Origin of the sequence: Bradyrhizobium sp. 87 (assembly GCF_023073015.1) — a bacterium.
In the GTDB taxonomy this organism is placed as follows: Bacteria; Pseudomonadota; Alphaproteobacteria; order Rhizobiales; family Xanthobacteraceae; genus Bradyrhizobium; species Bradyrhizobium canariense_D.
This window is the reverse complement of the sequence record NZ_JADPIQ010000020.1, coordinates 26236-49539: the sequence shown is the minus strand read 5'-3', so window position 1 is coordinate 49539 and position 23304 is coordinate 26236. Positions and strand designations below refer to the sequence as shown.

Below are 23304 nucleotides of genomic sequence, written 5' to 3'. Positions count from 1 at the left end.
GACGAGCACGACGTTGAGCTTTGGCAAGGCGATCGACTCGTTGCTGTGTTCCGAAGTGCAACGTCGAATGAAGGTCGGAGCTAACGCGCGATCCTGAATCGACGGCCGGTCTCGCCGCCGAGTTAGTTAGAGCATTGTGAGGCACCCCGGCCTGGCTGGTTGCCGACATGTCGCAGCGACGTCGTCACCGAGGCTCGCTACTGCGGGATGGAGGCGCCAGTCCGCTTTCAGAATAGTGGCAGATGCGAGGAACGCGGGCAATCCGTCCATCGAATCGCCCGAGTGAGCCAACGCGGGTCAACCTTCGGACCGGCGCGTCTCTAAACGGCTCTTGCTCCGCCGCTCGCTTTGGTACGCTTTCTTCTTGTTCTTGCTTCTACATGTCGGAGTTTACTTCGAAGCTTCTCCACCTCTCTAAGCTCCTCCAGAAGCTCCTGGTGCCGTTCATTCAGAACAGCCCTAGAAAAAATCTGACGCGTACTCGACATCACATGCCTCAGAAAATGATTTGAAGTAAGAAGTCGACGAAAAGCGAAAAGATAAAGAATACTCCACCGAAACTCAACGAGCTGAAGCCGCAGCCGCCAGATGCTCCCAGTACTCTGCCTCTGCAAGCAGTTTCCAGCTTCTCTCAGGTTGGAGTGCGGCAGTCTGTCGGCACAGCAGCGCCATCGCACGCAGGCGGCGGGCAGCTTCCATTTCAACCTCCCATGTTTTCCCCAAACATATTTTTCAAATTTGCGATGGAGTCATCATGATTATATAAAATAATCAAATTTCTCATTTAATGGCGGTCAATTTGGTTCCATTTGTAAGCCGACCGGGAACTGCTTTCGGTTTAAGCTTCACATGGATTTCGAATGCTTGCTCGCCGACCCCCGCTGCGCGGTAAAGCGAACGAGACTGCAACGGGACGGCAGCACGAGATGCGAAGCTTCATGCGCGAGCATCGCAATGTCAGAAATCCCAGCCGAGGACTCCTCGCCGCCCTCCAGGGCACGTGCGTCGGCTACTGAGACAGTTATCTTCTTTGGCTTTCAAGGTGATGGCAACCAAGACAGCATCAACAGGGTCAGAAGCAATAGATGTCGCGCGCCTGCTGGGCTTCGCTCCGACAGTTCTCATCATGGCGTATGTGGGCGGCCTAAGCGAAGGAGCCAACGGGTTGCGCAAGACTTTGCAGCAAACACGGTTGGGAGGATCAAGAAAGAGTATCAGGAGCGGGATTGGGTCGTGCTTCGGAACCTCTCCAGTGGGCTGCTCCTGCGTGATCTCGTGGAGAAAGAGAAATTGCAGTTCGTGCGCCATACGTGTCGTTCTCCGAAGTGAGTTCATAGGCATGGAGCCGGGGATTTATCGAGGGGTCAGTAACCTAAAACAAACGAGCCTGGATGCAGAAACCGCCCCATTAAGTCCCGAGGCCGTTTTGCTTGACTAGAAGCGAGGAAGCAATTTCTCGTCCTCGTGCTGAAAGCGCAATTGAGCCTGGTCCAGGTCGCGGCCCGCTTCAGTAGGGTTGGGCGGGGTCAGGCATCGGCAGATTCGGTGCCTTCGGGAGTATCTTCGACGGGTCGAACTGCGCGAGGATCTGCTTGCCCATAGCCACCGGATCTTTGAAAAAATCCAACGGAGACGGGAAATTGAAGCTGCCTGGCAGAGAGTGCAGGGCGTTGAAATCGGAAACGTCATCGACGCCAAGCACTACCTCCTCACCCTCGACGACGAAGTGCTTCTGGCGGTTCTTCAGAGCGGCCGCGGCAATCCATGGGTAACGCTCGATCCAATCCGTGCCATGCGCGATAGCGGGCGGCACGCGTTTGTCCGCGGATACGTCCTGCTCTCTTGCGAGGCAGCAAAGGATGGGGAACGACGGATGCGCTCGCTCCAAGGCAAGCTGGGCGATTTTAAAGCACAGGGTCATTTTTAAATGAATAAATAATATAATGCCAATTTAAATGTTGACCGATATTTAAAATAGAATTAATTTGAGAGTGCCTGGCGCCGGACGAACGCGTCTGGCCACCGAGAAACGGCTCCCGCATCCCGCCCCTGCTTACGCCATGAGATGTGAGGGGCCGTTTCTTGGCCGATGGTGAGGCGGATCATCCTCCGCATGGCTACGTTTTTATCGTCCCCACCATGACAGCAGCGGTGTTACTGGTTGAAATCGCAATTATTATTGTTCTCGTCACGATTTGACTGACGCGAGAAACTAACAGCTGATGAGAAGCGGCGCGCGATCACGCATGATCGTCTCAGTCAGCTCGCCGCATCGTGCGGTCGATTTATCTTGTCAAAGTGGAAAAATGACCCGCCGGTCACACCGGTCGTTTTAGTCGTTGCTCTCACGAGCTTAGACCGCATGCCGGCCAGTATCATGTAAGTAAGGCGCCGCCAGATCAGGTTCATAACGGCTATGAGTGCATTTAGCCGCTCGAGGCGGACTTCAGCGCGGGCGCAAAGCGTTCGGAGAATGTTGCGGCCTTGGCTCCCGGGCTGCAGAAAGAGCGGCCGAGATAATCGTTGAACACCCCACGAATGCGATCGCGAGTAAGGCCGCACCGAAAAATAGTTTCCTCATCTTACTCTCCTCGAGAGGACGTCAATGCCGTTCAGTCTTGGAGGGCGTTGTTTCGCGTCATTGCGTGTGAGGCTCGAAACGGTTTCCTGCCCGCGGTCGTGACTCAAGCTGGGGTTATGGCGGTAGGACCTGCGTTGTGCGCCGCGCAACAACATATGCTCCGAAAAGACCGATGGCGGAGAGACGGCCCCGGCTTCAGGGTTGGCTTTTGAGGTACGCCGGAGCCGCTCCGCCAGCTTGGGCAAGCTAGCGAGACAGCAACGGCGCAGTGAGGACACGGGTTCCTCGCCGCGCAGGTCAGGCGAGGTTTAATTGGCACAATGTAATCCGCCGCGCTTTATCTTCGTTTCTACCCTGCGGCAAGCCACAATGCCTCTGACACTGCGGATGATAGGCCTGGATGATTACACGGTTCACGAGGACCGGCAGCTAGTCGGGCGCATCCGCTACGCCAACGAATGCTCCCCGGGGTTTTGGTTGTGGACGTGCATCGTGACGCTTCCCGGTCCGCCGTTCGGGAAAGCTGGCTCACTCGATGAAGCGAAGGGGCGGTTCATGATCGCATGGGAGAATTTCAAGGCGAAGCATACGGCGGAAGAGTTGGGGAAGGCCTTCGCTGAGATGAATCGCGCCAACCGACCAGACCATTATCTGCGCTCAGTGCGTTAGCGCGTCGCATTTGATTGCGACAAAATTCGCCGGTTCACACTGCGGGCCATTTCCAAGCCGACGAGTTCGTCCCGGCTGTGTAGGCGCCAGCAGTGAGATTGCCCCGGCTTCAGGCCGACTTTTGGGTGGCCGCGGCCGCTCAGTTAGCTCGCGAGGAGCCGGCAAGATTCTCAAGCTCCCTATCGAGGTGTTCGTTCCCTGCTGGTCCACCGTGGGAAATTGACGGGAGGGCGCCGGTTCACGTTGGCTGCCTTCCTCATGTGGGCAACATGACGCCTGTCCCAGTACAGGCGGTCATTCATCCAACTCGAATTTTAAACTAAATCCTAAGTTGGTGGGCTTTTCGTTTTTATCAGCTTCTGTCATGTGGCGACGGTCATTTAGGAGAGACGTGCGTGGCGACAGGTGTTGTGAAGTGGCTCAACCAAAGGCTATGGCTTCATTCAGCCCGACGACCGCGGGAAGGACGTCTTTGTCCACATTTCAGCGGTGGAGAAGGCTGGCTTCAGTGGTTTGGCAGAAGGTGCAAAGGTGAGCTACGAGATCGTGAGCGATCGGGGCGAGCAGTCCGCAGGTAATCTGAGACGTAGGCGTGGCTGGGACAGGGCCCGCCGGTTCGCACAGGCGGGCCGGGCGCTTTGACCACGTATCGAATTTAGTACTCGCTTTGGCGGCAATCTTCGGCGCGTTCACCGCTCCAGTTCCTTGATGGCGTCCTTTAGCAGCTCGAGAAGCCGGATTTCACATGCCCCCATGACGAACTGATCGGCGTCGTCAGGCACGACAATCTGCCCCTGCACGTGTCCATCATGGGACTGGATGATGAAGTCTCGGGCCTTGCACGCTTCGTTGCGGACGTTCGTTATCGCCTCAAGCGGACCCCATTCAATTCTGACAGCCATTGCTAACCCTCGCTCTTGGCGGAACGCGCGCGAGCTACTGCGGGTCATGCGAGTTGAGGAGCGGTAAAGCCGGCACATCGATCGGCTCGCCTGGCGGTCGATCAACCCGGTTCGCTTTCTTTCCGCTGACGAGGACACCAATATAGCCGTCACCCCGCCCTGCGATCATCAGCCAGTGCGGGAATGCCAAGGACATGGTCGCTGGCCTCAAAATACCGCGCTCACGGGCGCCGTAGGACAAACCTATTCAATCATTTCGCGATTGAACAAGTCAAACATTTAATATATTTAATAGATGCATTGTCTATTTAATTGTGAGATATCAAGAGCGCGGGGTGCACTTATGCCCTCGATAGAGTCTATGCACTTCGGCAGCACAGCGCCTTCCGACCAGCACCCCTATGATCGCGAGCCGGGTGCGCCTCCTGCGTGGCGTCCTTCGGCAGGTGGGCCAATCGACGCCGAGCCGGAGGCCGCGAATGACACCGCGGGCGAATGGCCTCCGCTCCCGTTTCCTGATGGCTGGTACGCCACCTGCTGAGTTGTGACGCGGCGTCTGCCTATATGGTGCTGGCAACCGGCAAAGCCGGCACTTGAAAGCGTCTGCGGGCCGGCGGGGTTGCCAGTTAGCACAGTGGGCGAGGAGTCACCTAATCAGGATGATATGTAAGATACTCGACAGGCAGTGTCGGAAGAGGCGATACTCTTGAGGCGGGGTGATGGGCCTAGTCGCGTCATTTTGCATGTCTGAAGATGTACTTCGCTTCTACCAGTTAGCTGACGTGTGCAGGGAACGGACGGCGCAAGCCCGTCAGTTCCGTCGACGCGGAGCCGTGGCTAAAGCTTGCTGAGGACTGGCTCGAATTCGCACGAGCCGACCAGCAACGGCGCGCTTACGAGCCGCGCTGCATCCGATGAACAGCGACCAGAAGATCTGGCCGCTCGAGCACCTCCACCAGCTTGTCCAAGATGATGCGCTCGTTATTCCGGGGCCTCGGTTCTAAGTATTTTTCCAAAATGCGCTGGGCGTCACTCACAGCCTGAAGAGCTAGCTGTTCATCCGTCATCTGTTAGCCTCCAGTGGCCAATCAGAACGGAAGAACCTACGTGTAAGATAGTTCCAGATCCTTTATTGCCGGTTGATGATGCGGTGCTCACGATAGGTGGGGAGCCCCCGTCAATGGAAGCCATGCTACTGCTTCCGAGGCGAGGCCATTTGTCTTCAGGGGCATCCCATCCGCGTCCCAGTCTGGAATTTTGGGAGGCAATGGTGAAATCGGCTGCCCTGCCGGTGGACTGGCGCGAGGCTGCCAGGCCGAAGCATAGGGTCAGCGTCAACGCAGTCACCACTAGCAGCGCGGACATGAACTAGCTCACGCGCACCTCTCTCACGCCCGAGAGCGCGCATAGCCGAAGGCTTCGGCCGGAGCCATGCACCGCTGAAAAACACCGACAGAATGACGATCCAGGTTCAGCCCTTCCTTCCGCACCTGCAATTCAAGCCAGTCGATGCCGGACTCGGCCTGAGCCGCCTTCCGGGCGCGGTAGTGCTTCACAATGGTCTGCGCGCTTCGGTATGAATGCCCAGTGATGTCGCAGGTCATCAGCAAGTCGCAGCCAGCCCGATCGAGCAGCATGACGCAGGTATCACGTAAGTCCTGGTCGTGCTTTTGTCGAGTTCGCTGGCGCCATTGACGAACATCAGCGTGGGGCAAGGCTTCAGAACGCCATGCTGTCTCATCGCCATTGCTGTCGCGTGCGGCCTGCGCCAATCCGCCAATACACGCTTGCGCTGGTCGACCGCTCGAGCGCGCTGCGCCCTATTTCCCTCATCGAGATGAAGAGGGGCAAACAGCCGATCGATATTTTCAATCAGTTCGGCGGCCAGTCGCTCTGCGCGGATAATTGACTGGCGCGTGTTGTCGCGCGAGAAAGCCGAAGATAAATGCGGAATGCGAAGCCCCTTGCTCAAGCCTCACCACGCGAGGATCGTGAAGTTCACTCCCTTCAGGGCAGTCGAGCTGCACAGCCTCTACGCTCGTTCGCTAACGCAGGATAAATCGGGTTCCAGTCACTCCTCGGGGGTCCGCTCCCCCGCGGCTCGCCGTCGCTGCGATTGAGTGCTCGGAGGCGACTGCAATGCAGGTACAGCCGAGGCGCGTCGCTCCGCCTCTTGGACTTTAAGCCGCAGATCTTCCAGCTCTGACAGTTGACAAACGAGGTCGTTCAACCGTTGGACAAGAAGGATCGAGCTATAACCCTGCATCAACGCCCTCCTGAGTCTGCAGCTATCCAGACAGCAAAAGGACCCCAGCCTCAGGGCGGTGAAGCTGGGGCTATCGAGCCGCCTTGGTGAAGGCAGCTGCCCCTTGGGGAGGCACGGGAAAACTTGGCAATCAGTAAGTCGTTCCAAGCCGAACAAAATGAGCCTTGCCTTGGGGCAATGGGGAAAGCTGGGGCCCGACTGCATCGCCCACTTGGGGAGAGGAATCGGGCAAACGCGGTAATTGGCGAGCCCGTACCAACCGCCGTGCCTCCGAAAAACGTTAGCGGCCTCTGTCGTCCTTGCCGTTGGGACAGCCATCGCCGCCGCCGTTACCCCACGGCTCGCTTTTTGCTCGCCTCCAAAAGCGCGTGTGCCGGCGAGTGGGTCGCTCGATAGGCAGTGTCGACCGATCGAAAGCGCAGCCGGACGGCTGTAAATTAGATTGAAATTCCATATTTAATATAGTTTAATATAGAAATTAAATGACGATTTTCAGAGTTTTGGGATCATGCCTCATTCTCCGTCCATCGTGCCTCATCCATATCCACGTGACGTCTATCTTGTGCTCGAGGATTATGGAGGTGGGCTCGGCCGTGCCTGGAGCGAAACCTCCGAAGACGACACTGGTCGAGCGACGCTGATGCGCCAAATAATGGAAGGTCAATACAAGCACCCTGCTCGGATCGTGGTCTTCAACACGGTTGAGGGATGGTCGCGTGATGTAACCGTAGAGATCGCAGATGAACTGCGCCGCTGCTTTGTCGAGTTCGATGACATTGCGCCAGCCGCGTTGGAATTCATCGAGAGAATCGGAAGGAACTGACTGTGGTGCGCAGTCGTGCCTTGCTTTGGTTTGCGCTAATCTCACAAACTTATCCGAGATGAGGACGATGAGCGGCAGCACGAACAAACAAGCGACGACGTGGGTGTGAGATAACCGCCTGGTGCGGCATAAGACCAACCCTTCTTGTGTTTGGAGTTGCCATGTCGGTGGGTTATGGTCGCGCTGTTGAATGGGACGGAAACATCCTGACAGGCTCGGTGGTCGTAAATGGCGTGACGACCAAAGTGACTGCGGACCGAGCGATCATCCATGCGTATGCCGCGGGATTCAGCGATGCGCTCAGTTGGGAGATTGATCGCTTTCGGATAGAAATCTTTGAGAAGCTGATGCCATTCCTCCTTCGTCAGAATAGTTGACGGTAAGCTATGACCTCGCCGCGTGTCGGGGATTTTTCGGCAACGATGCTGATGAACTTCCGCTGCCGTGCACCTTACCTGACTTCCGGCAAGCAGATATCGTCATAGGATTAAAAGAGGCGGAGCATCAATCGATGGTCGAACGCCGCTTTCCTGGCCATCGCGGACCGGGTCCAGAATTGGCACGTGGACGATCTCGATGCCGCAGAGCCCTGTGATGCCCTGCCGCACCTGGAGCTGGCGGTCGCGAATCTGATCGCTATGTTGCGAACGGACGACCTGCGGTCCTAAAGGCCCGTCGGCGAGCCCGAGGCAGGAACGGTAGGAGACGCGGGGCAGCCTCCGCTCGATGGCGAGTCGTCAAGGTCCACGTTCATAGTCGCCAGGATGTAGCCGAAGGGTGAGCGCAAGGCATTCAGTTCCTCGACCTCGATCTCCATCCGTATTCCCCATGCGGAATCGTTGCGGTGATCTCGACGTCATTGCCGGCCGACACGCGCCAGGCTGCCACCCCGAAGCACAAGGTCAGCGTCAGGGCGAGGGCAAGCAGAAGCATAGAGACGAAATGGCTCACGCGCGTGTACCCGCAAATCTGAAACCAGTTGAGAGCGTGCACAGAGGCGCGATTCGGAAAATGCAGACGATCTGACGCATCGGCCGTTTTCCCCATCCTTACACGGGGCCAAAAGCGCTCACGATCCCGATCGTGATCGGCACGAGCGCGACCATCACCCACAAAGCGGGCGAGCTGGAGGACAGGCCAACGACCAGTATCAAAACACCGATACCTACGAGGGCCGCTGAGATTGCGTAGGCGACTGCCTTTTCCATCTATCGATCCACGACAACAAGGGCCCAAGCAGGACTCGAGGCAGATCGAAACGTTCCTTTCTTGATTTAATTCGGCCATAAAATCCTATTTAATGCTGGTTTTGCAACTTATTTTCGCCAAATTAAAAGGCGCTTTCTGGGCGTTGGGGCAGGGCTATTAACCCGGAGTCCTGCATGTTCACTCGAGTAGTCGTAGCTTTATTGCTCGCTTTTGCGACATCCATTTCATCTGAAGCGCGCCCCTTGCGCGCCGCTTTGCCACCTGAATGCAACGTGATTATGCCATGCGACTTTTCATCTTCGCTGGTGCAGGCGCAGAGATACACGAGACCGGCACCGCGCCTGCAGCGAGGTGCCGTTGCTAGCCTACGGATGTCTGTGGCCAGCTCAGGGGCCTTAAGTAGTGAGATCGTTAGCGGTCGTCCGGCCGGTTGCCCTCGATCGTTCTGCGGATGTGGTGCGGCGATCCGAGTGTTTGGTCGGGTAGTACCGGAACTGAACCTCGCAGCCAATTGGCTGCGCTTTCCCCGCACCTCGCCAGCACCGGGAATGGTTGCCGCGCGACGTGGACACGTCTTCGTCCTTGAACAGCACATCGCTGGTGACATCTGGAAGGCGTACGATGCCAACTCAGGTGGGCACGCAACGCGAATTCACCCGCGCTCCCTGCGAGGGTACACCATCGTCAACCCTCATGCGGCCTAAAGCCATCGCGCAGCGTTCCCGTTAGAGTTTTCTCGCACGTTCCGGAGCATCCGGTTCGCGGCTTCCGCTCAAAAACAGGGCCGCAGCAGTTTTCGCTGCGGCCCTGAAGTTGCAACTTGATTCTGCGTCGGCTTGTTCTCGCAGTTTGTCCCGAACACCGAGGTTGATAGGTCCGCCATCATGGGAAGCTTCAATGCAGCCAGGGCGTTCCATGACGATCATTGGTGTTCACATCAGAACGATAGAATTCGACGATGCGGTGCTTCATTGAGACCCGGACACGATAACCAGCGGATATCCACGCTCTCGCTTGAGGACCTGCTCTCTTCAGTGTGCTCCACCACGCAGTGAAGGTGTAGGCCGATCTCGGCAGAGGCTTCCCCAAGATCGCTTCAATTTCTGAAAAGGTCAGGCGGAGACTTTGACCGTTCTCCGTTCGCAGCCTTTCATGCAATGGCTGGTAAATCGACCTCGGCATGCGAGCACCATATCGACAAAATGGGCCGGCTGCCCGGCATTGGAATAGCAGACTGGTGCATATAGAGCGCGGAGGCGAAAGGCATTATCATTCAGGTCTGCAAGACCTCGCGGAGCCTGACGCAGCGACGTCTCTTCAGTGTTCCCTTAGCTCTAGGTCTCTCAGCAGCACGTGGAGAAAGTCGCTGGCGTGGTCATAGCGTTTACGACCATTCACGATCTCGCGGGTGCGCGGCTCCAGTGTGCTGGCGATGGCTTCAGCGCCGGGTAGATCAGCCTGGTGCGACCACTGCTGTAGCAGCCGATCAGGAATGCCTTGAGCGGATCCAGGCAGCTTCAACACACAATAATCGCCATCGTGCTTGTGATCAGCTTTCGCATAAAAAGCGAATAACCCTCGAAAGGCATTACGGGAAACGGCAGGTTTTGCCATTTAACATCCCCAACGTAAAATCGACTCGCTTTAAGTTTAGAAATCTGACGCGTTAACAAAATAAAATCCAGTGGAATTTAATCGCTTGCCCTCGAAAAAGAGGTCATCAGAACTGACGTAAATCGAAGCACCGTGCGTCACAGCTCGCGCCGCCCTGCATCTCCGATACCCTATGCGCTACGGGACAATCGACCTTAGCAGGCGGCCGAGTAGGATGGACGGGGCAGGGGCTGCCCCGGAAAATTGCTACCAGACCTCGCAAGTGACTGAGACGAACCGATGTTCGCTCAACCCGCTCCCGAAGTCGCTCTCGTGCGCATGATCAGACAGTCGGTCTGGCGCTGCCCGGTCAATAGCGCGCGATAGATCTGTCCCGATCGAGGCCAGTCAATTTGCATCGGCTGCGGCGACCCACTCGATCGGGGTGTCGCGACCGCAGGCCGGCACCTAGCCGCTCAATAGGCATTGTCTGGTCGCCATTTCATGGCTTGACGTAGGTCCATCCCTGCTCCTGCAACTGCATCACCCTAACGACGCCCGACCTCACCACTTGGGCTTGGGCAACGATCGGAATGTCTTTATTTTCGGCCTTTTGCATTTTCTCTTGCGTGTTTCCACAGGCTTTGAATGATACTTCCGGCGTGCTCAGAGCCATTTCCTCAATTCGCGCTTTCACCGGCGATGTGTCATCGCGGAGCATATGGAGGCCGGGGCCGAAGGTAATCACCTCCACTTTCACTCCTTCACCAACCTCCTTGTAGTATTGCGCGACGTTGAGTGCATTGTTCAATGCAAGATTCATTGACGCGGAGTCGCTTGTGTTGACCTGAAGGATTAAGCGGTGCTCTTTCTTGGCAGCAGACGATGGCGCGATGCGCGCCAGCTCAAATTGTTTTGGCGTCGCGGCCCGCGCCGATGAATTCGCGAGCGTTCTTGCCGCGCCATGTGTTGAGGCTGCAGGCAAACTGGGCTGTGCCGAGAGCAAGCGAGTCTCCTGTGCCGCGGAACTAGACAGCCCGACCGGGAGCGAGATGATTGTCGCGATCATCGCTGTGATAATCTTCGGAAATTTGTGCATTATGTTGTTTCTCCAAGCAAGCTGAGGTTCATGATCAATTGTTGGGCTTCGCGATCGCGCGTGGCCATTTGCATGTTGCCGCCAATTTTGCACGTACGCTCTCGATACCATCGAGAGCGAACACTGCACCGGCGCTAGTCCCCGTTCGGCGTGACACATGCACGGAAAGTTCGCTGTGGCCGGGGATCGATTGCAACAGGCGAACGACATCGCCTTCAAGCGCGACACCGCGTACCGACGTAATTGTTGAGACCTGAAGAGGTGGATCATCATTGATGCGCAGGGATAGGGTGTAATCCTCGCGACGGCCCGACAGGCCGGCTCCATCAAGCAACACTTCGGTCAGGCCGCCGCGACAGCGTATCGACAGGCTCATTGCTGCGTCCCCTTGAGATGGTAGTGTCGCCTTGATGATCGATGAATAATCAACTGGCGAGGTGGTCTCGCTGACGATCCACGCCCCGGCTCCATTTGCGGGCCGATCAGAGACGCGAACCGGCGCCATAGGGTCTTCGGCGCCTCGGGCCCGAGCTAGGTCATTTGCGATCGCGAGCGTCACGACGAGAGCGATCAGGGTGAACGTCATTGCGCCGCCTGGCTCGAACGCGGCAGACGATCGAGCCAGGCCTGCGCCGCGGGAGAACGCGTCAGGCCAGGGACCGTCGCCGCCAAGTTGATCGACTTCCATTTCGGATCGAAACCGGGCTCCTGCAGTTTGTTGATCCGCGAGAACAGGCGGTCAACAAAGCGCGCCACACGATTAAAGCGATTGGATTTGATCGGCCAATTGAAAGCGACCAGCACGGTTGGAACGGCAATAGTTGTCACGCGTTCCCCCTGCCTGATCAAGTTTGGATAATCAGCTGCGTCCAGCCAAGATGGCAGATAATAATCTTCGAACTTGCTCTCGTAGGGGACCGGCAAGAACTTGAAGCCGGCATCCCAGCGACCACGTATGAATGCATCCACCGGCTTCGATGTTATGAAAACGACGGCGGCCAGCTCACCCCTGCGCATTTGTTCCATCGCAACCTGATGGGGGATGAATGCCTTATCGACCTCGATCCCCAGCCGGCTGAAGATCAGCGGGCCCGAATAAGCTGCGGCGGTACCTTGGGTGTTGAAATTGACCTTCTTTCCGACCAGATCACTCAAGCTCTGAATTTCGGGCCTGACGAATACATGCAGTTCAGATGGAAACAGGTTGAGCACATAGGTGATCCGTCGCTGGATGTCCGGCACTTGGCTCTTGTACTCGTCAAGTGCGTCGGAATTGATGATTGCTGCATCAATGCCCCGCAAATACAGCAGCGAATTGACGTTTTCGGTTGCGCCACGGGTCACGATGGGCAGCACGTGGAGGTCCGTTCCATCATCGGCCACTCGCGCCATTTCCGCGGCAAGCCGAATGGGAGCTCCTTCCAGCAGACCTCCGGCTATTCCGACAGTCCAATCGTTCATGGCCGCAATTTCCGCCCTTGCATGATCCGCACGTGCCCGCGGAGTCTGCTGGGCCATTGCTGGGCAACAGCCCATGATCAAAAGCGGAGTGGCTATCACGATGAGGAGAAACCAAGAGCGTATTCCAACCAGCTGCTTCATCGATCCGGCTCCCCTAGGAGCGTCTACTCTGTTTTGTCCGCTGCGCTCTTCACTTCGACACGTAAGTTTAAGTTCGATCTGCTAGTCGATACAGCGCACGACCATTTGTCTGCACCGATGCTGCTAATGACCAAGTGCGTCGAATCGCTCCCTTGCCTCCTTGACCCCTCCGGCTGCTGCTCTGGCGTAAAGCTCTCGCGCCTTGGACGTGTCGCCGCGCGTTCCGCTCGCGCCCCATTTTGCAAGCAAGCTCGGATCATACGTTTCCGCGAGGGCGAAACTTGCCGGTGCGCTCCCTAATTCAGCAGCACGCTCTAGGACAACTCGTGCCGCGCCAATATCGCCTTGTCGAAGCAATCCGGTTGCGCGAGCGATCAATCGCACGAGTTCGGCGGCGTTTTCGTTCCGGGGAACCGGGGATGGCGCCTTCGGCTCAGCTGCTGTGACCACGAGCTCTCGCGCGAATTGCGCGGGCGGCGCCTGCGGCGATCCCAGCAGCAGTGTTCGGAGCAGTTCCCTTGTTGGCGAATTGCCGGCTCCGCCTTCGCCCGACACCCCGGCGGGTAGCCACGGTCCGATACTCGGGCGCGCTGCGGCAAGTTCTTGCTCATCTCGGCCGGATTGGTTGCATTCTCGCCGGAGCCGCTTTTTCAACTGTTCGGCTCGATCATCGTTTGCCGCGGCTTGCGCTTCATAGGCGAACACCGTGGAACGAGCCAACGAGAGCTCTTGCGCCAGCGCATCTGCTCTTTCGTGCTCCTCCTTTAATGAGAGCTTCAGTTTAGCCGAGGTATTCTCCGCCGTTCGTTTGGTCTGCACCGTTTCTTCGGTTGCCTTCGCGATCTGCTGGGATCGGTTGTCGAGCTCGATTCGCGTCGTCGCGAGCGTCTCCTCCAGCTGTTTGGTACGATCGTGCTCCTGTCGGAGGCTTGCCTGTACCTGAGCCTCCGCTGCCTCTTTTGCACTGATCTCTGCGGCTTGTCTGGTTACCTCTGCGGACTGGGTCTCCAGGTCGTGATGAGCGGCTGTCAGATTCTGCTCCAGCCGGTTTGCCCGATCTTTCTCCCGCTCGACAGCCTGTTGCAGCTCTCTCGGATCGCTCTGTGCCCGGCGTTCGGGTTCGCGACCCTCTGCGCCGATTTCGCGGCTTAGCCGTGCCTGCACTTCGAAATCGTTGCGCGCCTTGACAAGTTCCCGTTCCAGACGCTGCGTGTGCAAGCGCTCCTCCCGGAGCGATTTCTGGAGCTCATCGGTTTCATTCTCGGTGGCCTCCGCAATGCTGGTCCATTGCTCGCGTGCATGCTGCAACAGCCCCAGCACGGTATCCTGCTCCCGTCGGCATGTTCGAAGGTCAGCAGCAAGGGCCCGTATCCTCTCCTGTTCTGTGGCGAGCACTTGCCGCGATCGCTCGGTATTGCTGATTGTGGCTTGTGCGAGCTTCAGGGGTGTCGTGTCGGCAGATGGTTTCAGCCGCGCCGCGCGCCACCCTCCCGAGCCGGTCGTGCCGCGCAAGTGCGTCGCCATGACATGGGCGTCGCTCGCCGGCCGATTTGGCTGCTGCGCGAGAACGGGTATGGTCAAAACCGATATTATCGTCAGGACAGTCGGTGCAACCCACGCCGACCTTGTTGCGCAGGTGCGCGCACAGCTACGAACACAATCCGAGGCAATCCACACGTCTGCGCGGCGAACGGGCGATCCAAGGCCCGACCCTGCCTGCATCGACGCTTGTGCCCACATCCGCGACATTAATGCGTCAATCCGTTTCTCAATTTCAATTTACCCTCAGGCAAAATAAACCATATTTTATTTTATTCAATCATTTATCGCCAATTAAATGTTCGGCCGATGCTGCCGGTCGCTTGAGAAGGAGATCGTCCAATGCTCCACCGACTCCCCTCGCTGATCATTGCGATTATCACGAGCGTAGCTGTGCTGGCCCTGGCCCAAGCAGGCGGCGCCGTGGCGGGCTCCGCGGGTGCCGGCACTGGGACGGGCACGGGCAGCGCCAACACTGGTGGGTCAGCTCCGTCCGGCATGGGTACAAATGCGAGCAGCGCCAACCCTGGTCCATCGGCGCCTCCAGGAATAGGGACACGAGACGTTGGTACCGGTGCAAACCTGAACCGCACCAGTCAAACCAACAGCCCGGACGTTCAACCCACCACGTCGAAGTCGCGGGCGGCGGCGCAGGCCAAGAGAACTGCCTGCGCTGGCCACGCTCAAAATGGTCTGCCGATCGGAGCTTTTGGCACTGGCACGAGCAACGAGGAGCAGATGATCGTTGGACCGTCACCTAACCGAAAAATACCGGCAGCGAAGGTCGACGGAAATATCGCTGGAATAGTTGGTAGGGGCTCCAGCCTTTCGGACCAAGTGAGCCGGCCGCGCGCCGCACGAACTGGGGAAAAAGTGCTGGACGCCGCTGGACGCCAAAGTGCAAGTCCAACGGCGAACGACAGTTTCGCATAAGCGCATTCCCGCCTTAGAAAACAGAACTCGGTAGTCTGAGCGGACCGAGCCGGGCAGCCGAGCGCGCTTTGGCGTCCCTGCTCAGGTCTGCGCGCCGCCCGACGAAGGCGCCGGCAGGGCTTGGTTCTCCATGGGGCGCCTTGAAGAGGACTGACGCCCGGCACACGGCCGAGTGGGATTTGGGCTAGGCGAGAGCATTCACGCGGTTATGCGAGCGCTCGATTCCGCGGCATTCGGATCACGTCCGATCGGTCGGAGCGAGGAGCCAGCCGTGCATTGTTCGAAATGCTCGCGAAGCATGTCATTAGCCAAGTGCTCCCAGAACTCAGCTTCGGCGAGAAGCTTCCAGCTTCGATCTGGATGATGCGCAGAAGTCTGTCGGCACAGCGACGCCATCGCGCGCAAGCGGCGTACGGTCTCCATCCACTCCTCCCATTATTTTTCCCCACCTTATTTTCTGTTTTGCGTCATATTAATTATGATTATACCGGATAATCAAATTTGCCTTCCGTGGCGCGACTACCGAAACGATTTGACGCGAACGACTTTCGGCTTTGCTTTCAAATTGTCTTTCAGATGAAGCGCTGCTTCATAAGACTAAAAACAGATAAAAAGTCAGGCTCAGGTGCGGGACATGATCCGCAGCATGCCGCTCGTGGATGATCTCGGTCAGAGCCGGAAAGGGACGCCGGATCCAAGTGCAGCACTTTTCCCGACACAGAGCCTTCACTCGCATCGGCCTGCCTTGAAACCCCGCTGTGCGCACGCCTCATTGGGGGCGATCGGGCGGCTTGGAGCTGTGCAAGGGTTATCGGAGGCTTCAAGGTCGATCCGTGAAACGATCGTCTTCGAGTTCGCTGAAATTACGCGCGCCGCTCGCCATCATTGAATCCGCGTGCGGCAACTCGTCCCAAACCGGGGCCTACGCATCCGTGACGCCGCCCCTAGTCTCGCTCTTTCTCCGAGGCTTCGCCCTTCCGCCCTTCGCACTTGCTCTCGTAGCCTGTGCAATTGGGCAAGCAGGCTAACGAGCTCCATCGCCGTTTGACGCAGAACAGCCAAGCGGCTGCAAACCCCACTACTCACTACAATACCCCCAAACAGGCCCTTGCAGGATCAGCGATCGGAAGCGTTAGTTTGCGCCGACCTGCCGGTGTGACGCTTAACTTACGGTTCATGAGGGCGTCAGTTCGCTTTACGACGATAGGCCAAAATATTTCGCATCCCTCCAGTAAGCCCTGGCAGAAATAGCCGCCAAGACAGGAATCTGGATGAACGCTGCGCCATGATTGAGCGCATCCAGCCCGTACCAAGACTAGTCGGTGCGGCAACCATGCCGCAACAGGTCAACTCCGCACACGGGGCGTCAAATGAGGCGGTCGGCCCAAATTCGTGTAATGCTAGTCAGTTCGGCTCCGCGTCTGTACCGAAGCCCGCTACGCATCAGCACAGCGGCGCTTCCTCGAATATCTCCCCGGGCCGCACGACCGGCTCATCGACCCAGGCCTCGCGAGCGAACCAGTTGTGATTGGCGCGACAGGCCGGGCAACGAGTATTGCCATAAAACACAACGCTCCGCAGGAAAGCCTCACGGTCCGACCTAATACCAGTAGGAATCGCGCGACCGGTTTGCGGACATTTGACCATGATCATTCCCATGCGAGCCTCCCTAGGAAATTATTATTCGTTGTCGAACGAAAGAGAACCGGCCGGCTGGAGTGCGTCGTCATCTCAGTGTGGGTTACTTGGGGGGCATCGCACACTGGGAGTGCTTGTTCGAGCAGGGCGGGTTGCTCGTGACCACGTTTTTCCAACCGGCCGGATCGCTGCTTGAGCGATTCCTTGGACGCCGCCGCTCTTTGGCTCGACAGCGCGGGCGTTGATTATTCGTCTCTCGAAAGCTCCTGGGGCGCCACTGAAAATGGGCCAATCTGAGCGGGTGGGAGTTTTGGGCGTGCTATGCCGCTCGCGACGAAGACGATCATGTCGCCCGTGATGGGCAAATTGGCTAATTCGATCACCGGTTTCACTCCACTCTCGTCAGCGAAATATTCGTCGTTAGGATTTAATCCTGCAAATTAAGCCTTGCGCTGTCGGTCTGGTTTGCGACTCTCGTCAAGTTTTATTTTTTGCTGTCCTGCACGCAGGAGGCCAAGATCATCGCGGCGATTTCTGCGACGTTGTTCTCGGTAGGCTGTTATTTCTACGCAGGACCCGCTTCTTGGTATTTGAATGGTTGCATCCGGTTCAAACATGAAATAAATATTGATTATATTGAGATCATATAAATCTCGTTGTTAATTGTTGTCAATGACGTAAGCTGTTTTCGTCATTTTTTTGGTCGGAGGCGACGATGCGGGAATCAGTCCAGAAGAAGCGCAACTCCACCTCGGCTGCGAAGCAGTTGGCTCAAATGCGCGAGAAGCTAGCGAGCATCAGCGAGAGGGAGCGCGTTCTAGGAGAGCGGAGTGCTGCTCGCGAACTTTACCGCTATCTGCTGGACTCTCACCGGTTGACCGCGCCGGCGACCTTTCTCGGAGGACAAGTGTTGAATATTTCTCCATCTGGGGTGAACGAGGGTGGTCAGCTGGCGGCGTGACCCGGGGCCGTATGGTCATTCGAAACGAATCTCAGTCAGGCGATGTGCATCCGCACTGAAGGTGGATTTGCACCGCTGCAGCACGGCAATCAAGCCGAATTTCCTCGGCAACTGCAGCTCGTTTGAACGCACCGCGGACAGTACATTGCAGGATGTTGTCGCCACCGCGTCGACACGGCGGCGAAACAGATATCGTTGCTATCGGGAATAGCCATGCTGGAAAAAACATCGGCAGAGATGGTGTTGAGACCCGCCGCGGGTGCAGTCTTCGCGCTGGTGGACGGTCGATCAGTGCTTTTCAGCGAGACAAGGCAGAAACTCTATGAGTTGGACCAGCTAGGGGCATTCATTTGGTGCAAGTTGGCAGAAGGCGCTTCTTTGGAAGACGTCCATCAGGAGCTCGGGCAGCTAGGCATTGGCGAGCGCGCAGCGCGCGAGTTCACGTGGCAGGCGATGAACGTCTGGATCGATCGAGGGGTGCTCGATCTCGACTGGCGAATGTCGGCCGATTGTGCCTTCTCAACGGTTCTTGGTCAGCGCAGGATCGGCGTCCGGGCTGCAAATCGGGAGCTCTCGCAACAGTTGATTTCGCTATTTTGTGTTACGGACGACAGCGGCGAGGAGGAGGATATTGCGATCGAGACAATGATGCTCGGCGATCGAGTATTCTTCCGCGGGAATGACGGGAGCATCCATAGATGTGAAGCCGCAGCTCTGGCCCCTACAATCAAAGCTCACATCACAGAGCGACTTATCCGAAGCAATCAGTGGGCTTTCGCGCTCCACGCCGCTTCTCTTGCAAAGTGCGGCATGGGCTTGCTGCTGTGCGGCCAACCGGGAGCCGGCAAGTCGACTCTTGCACTAGAACTGGTAGACGCTGGATTTCAGTATGCCGGCGATGACGTTGCGCTGATTGGGGCTGACGGAACGATCTGCGGCATCCCATTTGCCCTCACCCTCAAGCAGGGATCGTGGCGGTTGCTATCCCGACTGTATGGCGATTGGAACGACGTGACGCACCGCCGGTCCGATGGCGCCGAAGTGCGGTATTTGCCGATTCCGGATGCGCACAATGGGAGCCTCTCTGCCAAGTGGATCATCTTTCTGAACCGGGTCGCAAGCGGCCCCGTCGAGCTGACCCCCCTGGATCAGCTTGATTCCATCAAGCGGCTCATTGAGGGCGCTTTTGCCGCAGACGGGAAGCTGTCGCAGTCTGGCTTTTTCGCTTTGAAGCGGATTGTTGGGGGCGCACGATCGTTCCAGCTTATCTATTCGGAATCGGCGCAGGCTCGACAGCTGCTGATGGACTTGTGCGATGACAAGGCATAGTGCGGCACTGACAAGCCTATGCAACTGCTTGCGAGGCTTGCCGCCCGTCGACGTGGAGTGGACCTCCGTCATCGGGCTCGCAAACCAGACGTTGACGACGCCTGCGCTCATTGACTTCGTCGATCAATTTGCATCGGTGTTGCCGGAGGACGTGTGCACCTATATCCGCCAGATCCATCGCCGAAACGTGCTGCGCAACGACCGGTTGGCCAGTCAATTGGAAGAGGCTGTCATTGCGATGAACGGCCAGGGAGTTACGCCGGTGTTGCTCAAAGGTGCGGCAACGCTAGCCACAGCACCTGTCGAGCGGCGAGGAGTTCGGCTGATGTCCGATCTGGACATCATGGTCGTGCCGGACGAGACCGAAGCTGCTGTCTCGGCCCTGGTCGCTGTTGGTTACGAAATTCATGAACACGCCCCTTCCGAAAGCCAGAGATGGCATGCGGACCTTAAACGCGCGCAGGATGTCGGGACGATCGATCTACAGCGGAGCGCTCCCGGTATTACCCATTTCTACCGAGGTCCGGGATGTACGCTGGATGGATGCGTGTCGAAGCCGTTTGGGCAGGGGAGGGTTTATATTCCTACGCCAACGTATCAAGCACTCATGCTGATTATCCATGATCAGTTTCAAGATTATGGCTATTGGATCGGCGATCTCGATCTGCGACATCTGGTTGATCTACGAGATCTAAGCAATTCAGCTGAGAGCATCGATTGGAAGGAGCTCGCCTCTCATCTTTCCGGCAAATTGATGAGAAATGCAGTCCAAACCCAGCTAGTCGCTCTCGTCGAACTGCTCGGGGTTGATGTTCCGCACCCGCTGCGCTCCCGGCTGATTCCGCGTTTGCAATTCGCGCGACGACTCATCCAAGCCCGGTTTCCGATCATGCGGTGGCCTTTCCTGACGATGGCGCTTCTGGATTACGGAAATTATAGGCGAGAGATCAGCATTCAATCGCAGCTAACTGGCAAGCGCGGTCGAGGATCATGGTCTTTGCCGAGAGCAAGCTCCGTGCGGTTGATCTTAAGCACGGCGGGGGCAGTTCGGTTCGGAAAAGTGTAGGATCGATCTTCAACCAGGAACCTTGCGCATTGAGGATTCGAACACGAGCGCTTGCACTCGAAGTTTGAAACACCGGTCCTCTCGGAGAGACTTGCGGCCATTTCGCGACGATTGCTGACTGTTATTGCAGTCGATGCAATTTAGCGGGAGCCCTAGCTTCGTGCGTTTCATCAATGCTCCTGACTACCAGCATTCCGGTTGGAGGCTTCACCGTTCTCGCGAATCCTGAACTCTTCGAGCGTGTGCCCGGATTGGAGCGCCGCAACTAGCCAGCGCGGCTGTTTACCACGCCCAGACCAGGTCTCCGTCGGTTTGAGGGGGTTGAAGTATTTTGGCACGACCTTTGGGTATTTACGGCGGGGAGGCTGGGCTAGGCCCATCTCTGCCGCCCCGCTTTCGGGCCCACCGACGTCCGGCTGGTTGAGTTGCGCAAGACGTTTTTCGAGCTCCCGCTTCTCGACTGTGATTTTTTCGGCAAGTATCTTTGTCAGCTCTTCGTGAAGGAGCCAAAGTTCCTCAAAGTCCATGGCTTCGAGATCTTGCCGACGCAGCATTCTCGTCACCGTTCGATCGACGCCTGATGCATCTGTCATCCTCAGCTTTCGAGGCATCGTTGCCCGAGCAGCGGATCAACGATAGAGCAAAGTCAGTGCTTCAAATTCACACTACAATAAATAAATGATATATTATTTAATAGTTATTGCGAGGGTTATTTCATTAAATGGGACGGGCAGATCCAATGATTTGCTGCATGGCAAACAAAGAGGAAATCACAATCGAGTTCCTCTTGGGTATTTTCAAGTTTTCAACATACATTCGGAGCGTTCTCCCCGCGGCTGCACGGTCGGACATTGGGGACCTGAAGGCTCAAATCGAGCTCAGGCGACTAGCCTAGCGCTGAGGGATATTGAGTTTTGTCCGCGTCGAGTTATGCATATCCGAAGCCCTGCAATACGAGACTGCCCAGAACGAACGAAGGACAGCCTACGCCAACCATATTCATGGAGAATACTGCGTTGCAGATTCCCGTGCGGCCACTTGATGTGGTCCGTCACGTCGGGTCTCGCTTGAAGGTTGCATGGCTGCACGCAGGGCGTGTGAATTTACCCCGTCCGCGATTAATTATGCAGATAGTCCATTTTTTCGGCTTGATTGACTGTTGCGACGCAGTTATCTGGAACTGCGGATTTCAGTTCGGTTCCATACATTTTGTTGGGTAAATCGAGTTCACCATCTTGATTGATGTCGATCCGGGGCATATTAAGTTTGGCGCAACTACAGGGTGCGAGCATGCCAGCTAAGAAACTCGAGTTAGAATCAATGTCCCTTGACGATCTCTGGTCGCTTCATGAGGAAATTAGCGGGATCTTATCGGACCGGATTAAGGCAGAAAAGCGCGAACTGGAGAAGCGCTTGGCGGTTCTCGGGGGCGGGGTGGCTGTGTTGGCGGACTCAAGCGGACCGGGCGTCTCTCCGACTGCCAAAGCGAGACGCAAATATCCGCGCGTGCTGCCGAAGTACCGGAACCCCCAGACCTCCGAGACCTGGTCGGGGCGCGGCAAGCGGCCGCGGTGGTTGGTTGCTGCCATGAAGTCTGGCCGGAGAATTGAGGACTTTCGTATAGGGGATGCAAGTCCGAAGCTTCGTCAGCGCGCGTAACCTGATCTGCACTCATCGACGGGGTGGTTGCGGTTAAATGGCCGCCGCAGTGCCCGTGATCCTGTGGCCTAATAGGCGTTGCGTCCCCGCAGCACTTCGACGGGAGTTCGCAGCAGGATTACGAGATCAAGCCGAAGGCTCCAGTTGTCGATGTACCAGAGATCGTATTGTACGCGTGTTTCGACCGTGATGGCTGTGGGGGTTGGACCGCGGCAGCCATGGACCTGGGCCCATCCGGTCAATCCTGGCCTGACCCTACGGCGTAGGGCGTAGTTCCGCACGAGCTTGTCAAATTCTCCGTCATGAGCCAAGGCATGAGGACGCGGACCTACCAGCGACATGCTGCCGTCGAGAACATTTAACAGCTGTGGCAGTTCATCGAAGCTTGTCCGACGCAGCCATTTGCCAACGCGGGTCACGCGTCGGTCGAGGCGATGGGCCTGAAGGATCGCGGGCCCGTCCTCGAGCACATGCATCGTCCGGAATTTGCGGATCAGGAAGATCCGGCCATTAAAACCACAGCGTTGTTGTCGAAAGAATATGGGGCCGGGCGAGTCCAGCTTGATTGCAAGTGCGGCCAGCACAAGCAGCGGGGCAAGTATCGTCAAGGCGAGCGCGGCGCCGAAAAGATCAATAATTCGTTTGGTCGCACAGTCCAGCTGCGTAAGCGGCCCACGCTGGAGTTCAACACAAACCGTACTTCCAAGGCTTCGCGTGGGGTGTCGAAGCAATTCGGATGTCGTGCCGACCGGAACGAACACAACGGGTAGCGGCAAGACCCGCAAATCGGCAACGAAGGCCCGGAGTTCGGGCCATCGTTCCGGGTTCGCTTCCACAACCACCTGGTCGAGCTCGGAGCTGCGAATGTAGTCAATCACGCGAGCCGTGAGCCGCCTTCGACAGGCAGGACCGAAGCCGACTGGGGGCAAGCTGAACCGGCCTCGGACACAATAACCGTGCATCGCCAGCGTTTCAGACAGTCCGGCGTTTTTCGCTGGCGGCTGGTCGCTGACCAGAACAATATTTGTGCTGGCAAATTTTCTGCCGCTCAGGCCCCGTCCGAGAAGCACTCTCACTCCCCACCGCTCGGCCATAAGCAAGCCGAGGCCCAGGACGGCGAAAAGTGTGCCCGCTTGGTGAGAAGAGCCCGAACCGATTGCAAAACCGTACCCGGCCCATATCAAGAACAACAATGACGCCCATGCAATCCAGACGGCGCGCATCTGCCTTCGGAGGACGAGGAGCTCAGCTGGCCGATAAAGACCGTGGGTCTTCAAGAGGCAAACGAGACATGCCGCGCTGACTAGCGCCAGGCCAAGTGCGTTGCTTAAGTCGCCTGCAGCCCACCCATTCTGAGCTTGGCACAGCCACGTCGAAACGACGCTCGCAAAAACAACGGTCGCAATATCCGCACAGAGCGCCACGTATTCGATCG

At 57.2% G+C, this 23304-nt stretch carries 21 protein-coding genes and 1 pseudogene; 7 read left to right on the top strand and 15 right to left on the bottom strand.

Annotation, left to right across the window (positions count from 1 at the left end; all coding sequences use genetic code 11):
* Positions 1–1507: 1507 nt before the first annotated feature.
* Complete coding sequence (locus IVB50_RS42645) at positions 1508–1813, bottom strand: hypothetical protein (protein ID WP_346771295.1); 306 nt, start codon at positions 1811–1813, stop codon at positions 1508–1510.
* A 1137-nt stretch (positions 1814–2950) separates the two neighbouring features.
* Between IVB50_RS42645 and IVB50_RS04525 the strand changes: the two genes are divergently transcribed.
* Both IVB50_RS04525 and IVB50_RS04520 read left to right on the top strand, forming a co-directional pair.
* Positions 2951–3250, top strand: coding sequence for a hypothetical protein (locus IVB50_RS04525; protein ID WP_026233247.1), 300 nt, complete (start codon positions 2951–2953; stop codon positions 3248–3250).
* A 395-nt stretch (positions 3251–3645) separates the two neighbouring features.
* Positions 3646–3892: pseudogene (locus IVB50_RS04520) on the top strand (cold-shock protein).
* Between the two features lie 47 nt (positions 3893–3939).
* Here IVB50_RS04520 and IVB50_RS04515 read toward each other — a convergent pair.
* The 5 genes from IVB50_RS04515 to IVB50_RS04495 form a co-directional block, all read right to left on the bottom strand.
* Entirely contained in the window at positions 3940–4152 is a 213-nt protein-coding gene (locus IVB50_RS04515; RefSeq protein ID WP_018456774.1) for a hypothetical protein, read from the bottom strand.
* An 893-nt stretch (positions 4153–5045) separates the two neighbouring features.
* Positions 5046–5219: a hypothetical protein gene (locus IVB50_RS04510; RefSeq protein ID WP_162847236.1), complete on the bottom strand. Its 174-nt coding sequence runs from the start codon at positions 5217–5219 to the stop codon at positions 5046–5048.
* A 321-nt stretch (positions 5220–5540) separates the two neighbouring features.
* Complete coding sequence (locus IVB50_RS04505) at positions 5541–5756, bottom strand: hypothetical protein (RefSeq protein ID WP_161495146.1); 216 nt, start codon at positions 5754–5756, stop codon at positions 5541–5543.
* Complete coding sequence (locus tag IVB50_RS04500) at positions 5756–6124, bottom strand: hypothetical protein (RefSeq protein ID WP_143275430.1); 369 nt, start codon at positions 6122–6124, stop codon at positions 5756–5758. The genes IVB50_RS04505 and IVB50_RS04500 overlap by 1 nt, the downstream gene beginning before the upstream one ends.
* A gap of 772 nt (positions 6125–6896) precedes the next feature.
* Complete coding sequence (locus IVB50_RS04495) at positions 6897–7322, bottom strand: hypothetical protein (protein ID WP_157642985.1); 426 nt, start codon at positions 7320–7322, stop codon at positions 6897–6899.
* An 80-nt stretch (positions 7323–7402) separates the two neighbouring features.
* Between IVB50_RS04495 and IVB50_RS04490 the strand changes: the two genes are divergently transcribed.
* Positions 7403–7618, top strand: a complete 216-nt coding sequence (locus IVB50_RS04490) for a hypothetical protein (protein ID WP_247294769.1) — start codon at positions 7403–7405, stop codon at positions 7616–7618.
* 672 nt (positions 7619–8290) lie between these two features.
* Here the strand turns inward: IVB50_RS04490 and IVB50_RS04485 are convergent.
* The 7 genes from IVB50_RS04485 to IVB50_RS04450 all read right to left on the bottom strand — a co-directional run bounded on the left by IVB50_RS04485 (position 8291) and on the right by IVB50_RS04450 (position 16875).
* A complete protein-coding gene (locus IVB50_RS04485) occupies positions 8291–8449 on the bottom strand; it encodes a hypothetical protein (RefSeq protein ID WP_018456767.1) in 159 nt (52 codons plus the stop codon).
* A gap of 1318 nt (positions 8450–9767) precedes the next feature.
* The gene (locus tag IVB50_RS04475; protein WP_026233245.1) at positions 9768–10064 is read right to left on the bottom strand and encodes a hypothetical protein; all 297 of its coding nucleotides are present in this window, start codon (positions 10062–10064) and stop codon (positions 9768–9770) included.
* Between the two features lie 481 nt (positions 10065–10545).
* Positions 10546–11142, bottom strand: coding sequence for a DsrE family protein (locus IVB50_RS04470; RefSeq protein WP_247294767.1), 597 nt, complete (start codon positions 11140–11142; stop codon positions 10546–10548).
* A gap of 34 nt (positions 11143–11176) precedes the next feature.
* On the bottom strand, positions 11177–11728 hold the full coding sequence (locus tag IVB50_RS04465; protein ID WP_085349056.1) for a hypothetical protein: 552 nt from the start codon (positions 11726–11728) through the stop codon (positions 11177–11179).
* The gene (locus IVB50_RS04460; protein ID WP_085349055.1) at positions 11725–12744 is read right to left on the bottom strand and encodes a TAXI family TRAP transporter solute-binding subunit; all 1020 of its coding nucleotides are present in this window, start codon (positions 12742–12744) and stop codon (positions 11725–11727) included. Before IVB50_RS04460 ends, IVB50_RS04465 begins: the two co-directional genes overlap by 4 nt.
* Before the next feature lie 123 nt (positions 12745–12867).
* Positions 12868–14325: a hypothetical protein gene (locus IVB50_RS04455; RefSeq protein WP_247294764.1), complete on the bottom strand. Its 1458-nt coding sequence runs from the start codon at positions 14323–14325 to the stop codon at positions 12868–12870.
* Between the two features lie 2334 nt (positions 14326–16659).
* Positions 16660–16875, bottom strand: a complete 216-nt coding sequence (locus IVB50_RS04450; RefSeq protein ID WP_247294759.1) for a hypothetical protein — start codon at positions 16873–16875, stop codon at positions 16660–16662.
* Between the two features lie 694 nt (positions 16876–17569).
* Between IVB50_RS04450 and IVB50_RS04445 the strand changes: the two genes are divergently transcribed.
* From IVB50_RS04445 to IVB50_RS04435, 3 genes are all read left to right on the top strand, one after another.
* On the top strand, positions 17570–17815 hold the full coding sequence (locus IVB50_RS04445) for a hypothetical protein (protein ID WP_247294756.1): 246 nt from the start codon (positions 17570–17572) through the stop codon (positions 17813–17815).
* 213 nt (positions 17816–18028) lie between these two features.
* On the top strand, positions 18029–19144 hold the full coding sequence (locus IVB50_RS04440) for a serine/threonine protein kinase (protein ID WP_247294754.1): 1116 nt from the start codon (positions 18029–18031) through the stop codon (positions 19142–19144).
* A 37-nt stretch (positions 19145–19181) separates the two neighbouring features.
* Positions 19182–20210 carry a nucleotidyltransferase family protein gene (locus IVB50_RS04435; RefSeq protein WP_247294752.1) on the top strand — a complete coding sequence of 343 codons (1029 nt, stop codon included), beginning with the start codon at positions 19182–19184 and terminating at the stop codon, positions 20208–20210.
* Positions 20211–20380: 170 nt separating this feature from the next.
* Here IVB50_RS04435 and IVB50_RS04430 read toward each other — a convergent pair whose 3' ends face one another.
* A complete protein-coding gene (locus IVB50_RS04430) occupies positions 20381–20764 on the bottom strand; it encodes an H-NS histone family protein (protein ID WP_247294777.1) in 384 nt (127 codons plus the stop codon).
* Between the two features lie 736 nt (positions 20765–21500).
* Between IVB50_RS04430 and IVB50_RS04425 the strand changes: the two genes are divergently transcribed.
* Positions 21501–21869, top strand: coding sequence for an H-NS histone family protein (locus tag IVB50_RS04425; protein ID WP_247294750.1), 369 nt, complete (start codon positions 21501–21503; stop codon positions 21867–21869).
* A gap of 68 nt (positions 21870–21937) precedes the next feature.
* Here the strand turns inward: IVB50_RS04425 and IVB50_RS04420 are convergent, their stop codons facing one another.
* Entirely contained in the window at positions 21938–23293 is a 1356-nt protein-coding gene (locus IVB50_RS04420; protein WP_247294775.1) for an exopolysaccharide biosynthesis polyprenyl glycosylphosphotransferase, read from the bottom strand.
* Positions 23294–23304 lie beyond the last annotated feature (11 nt).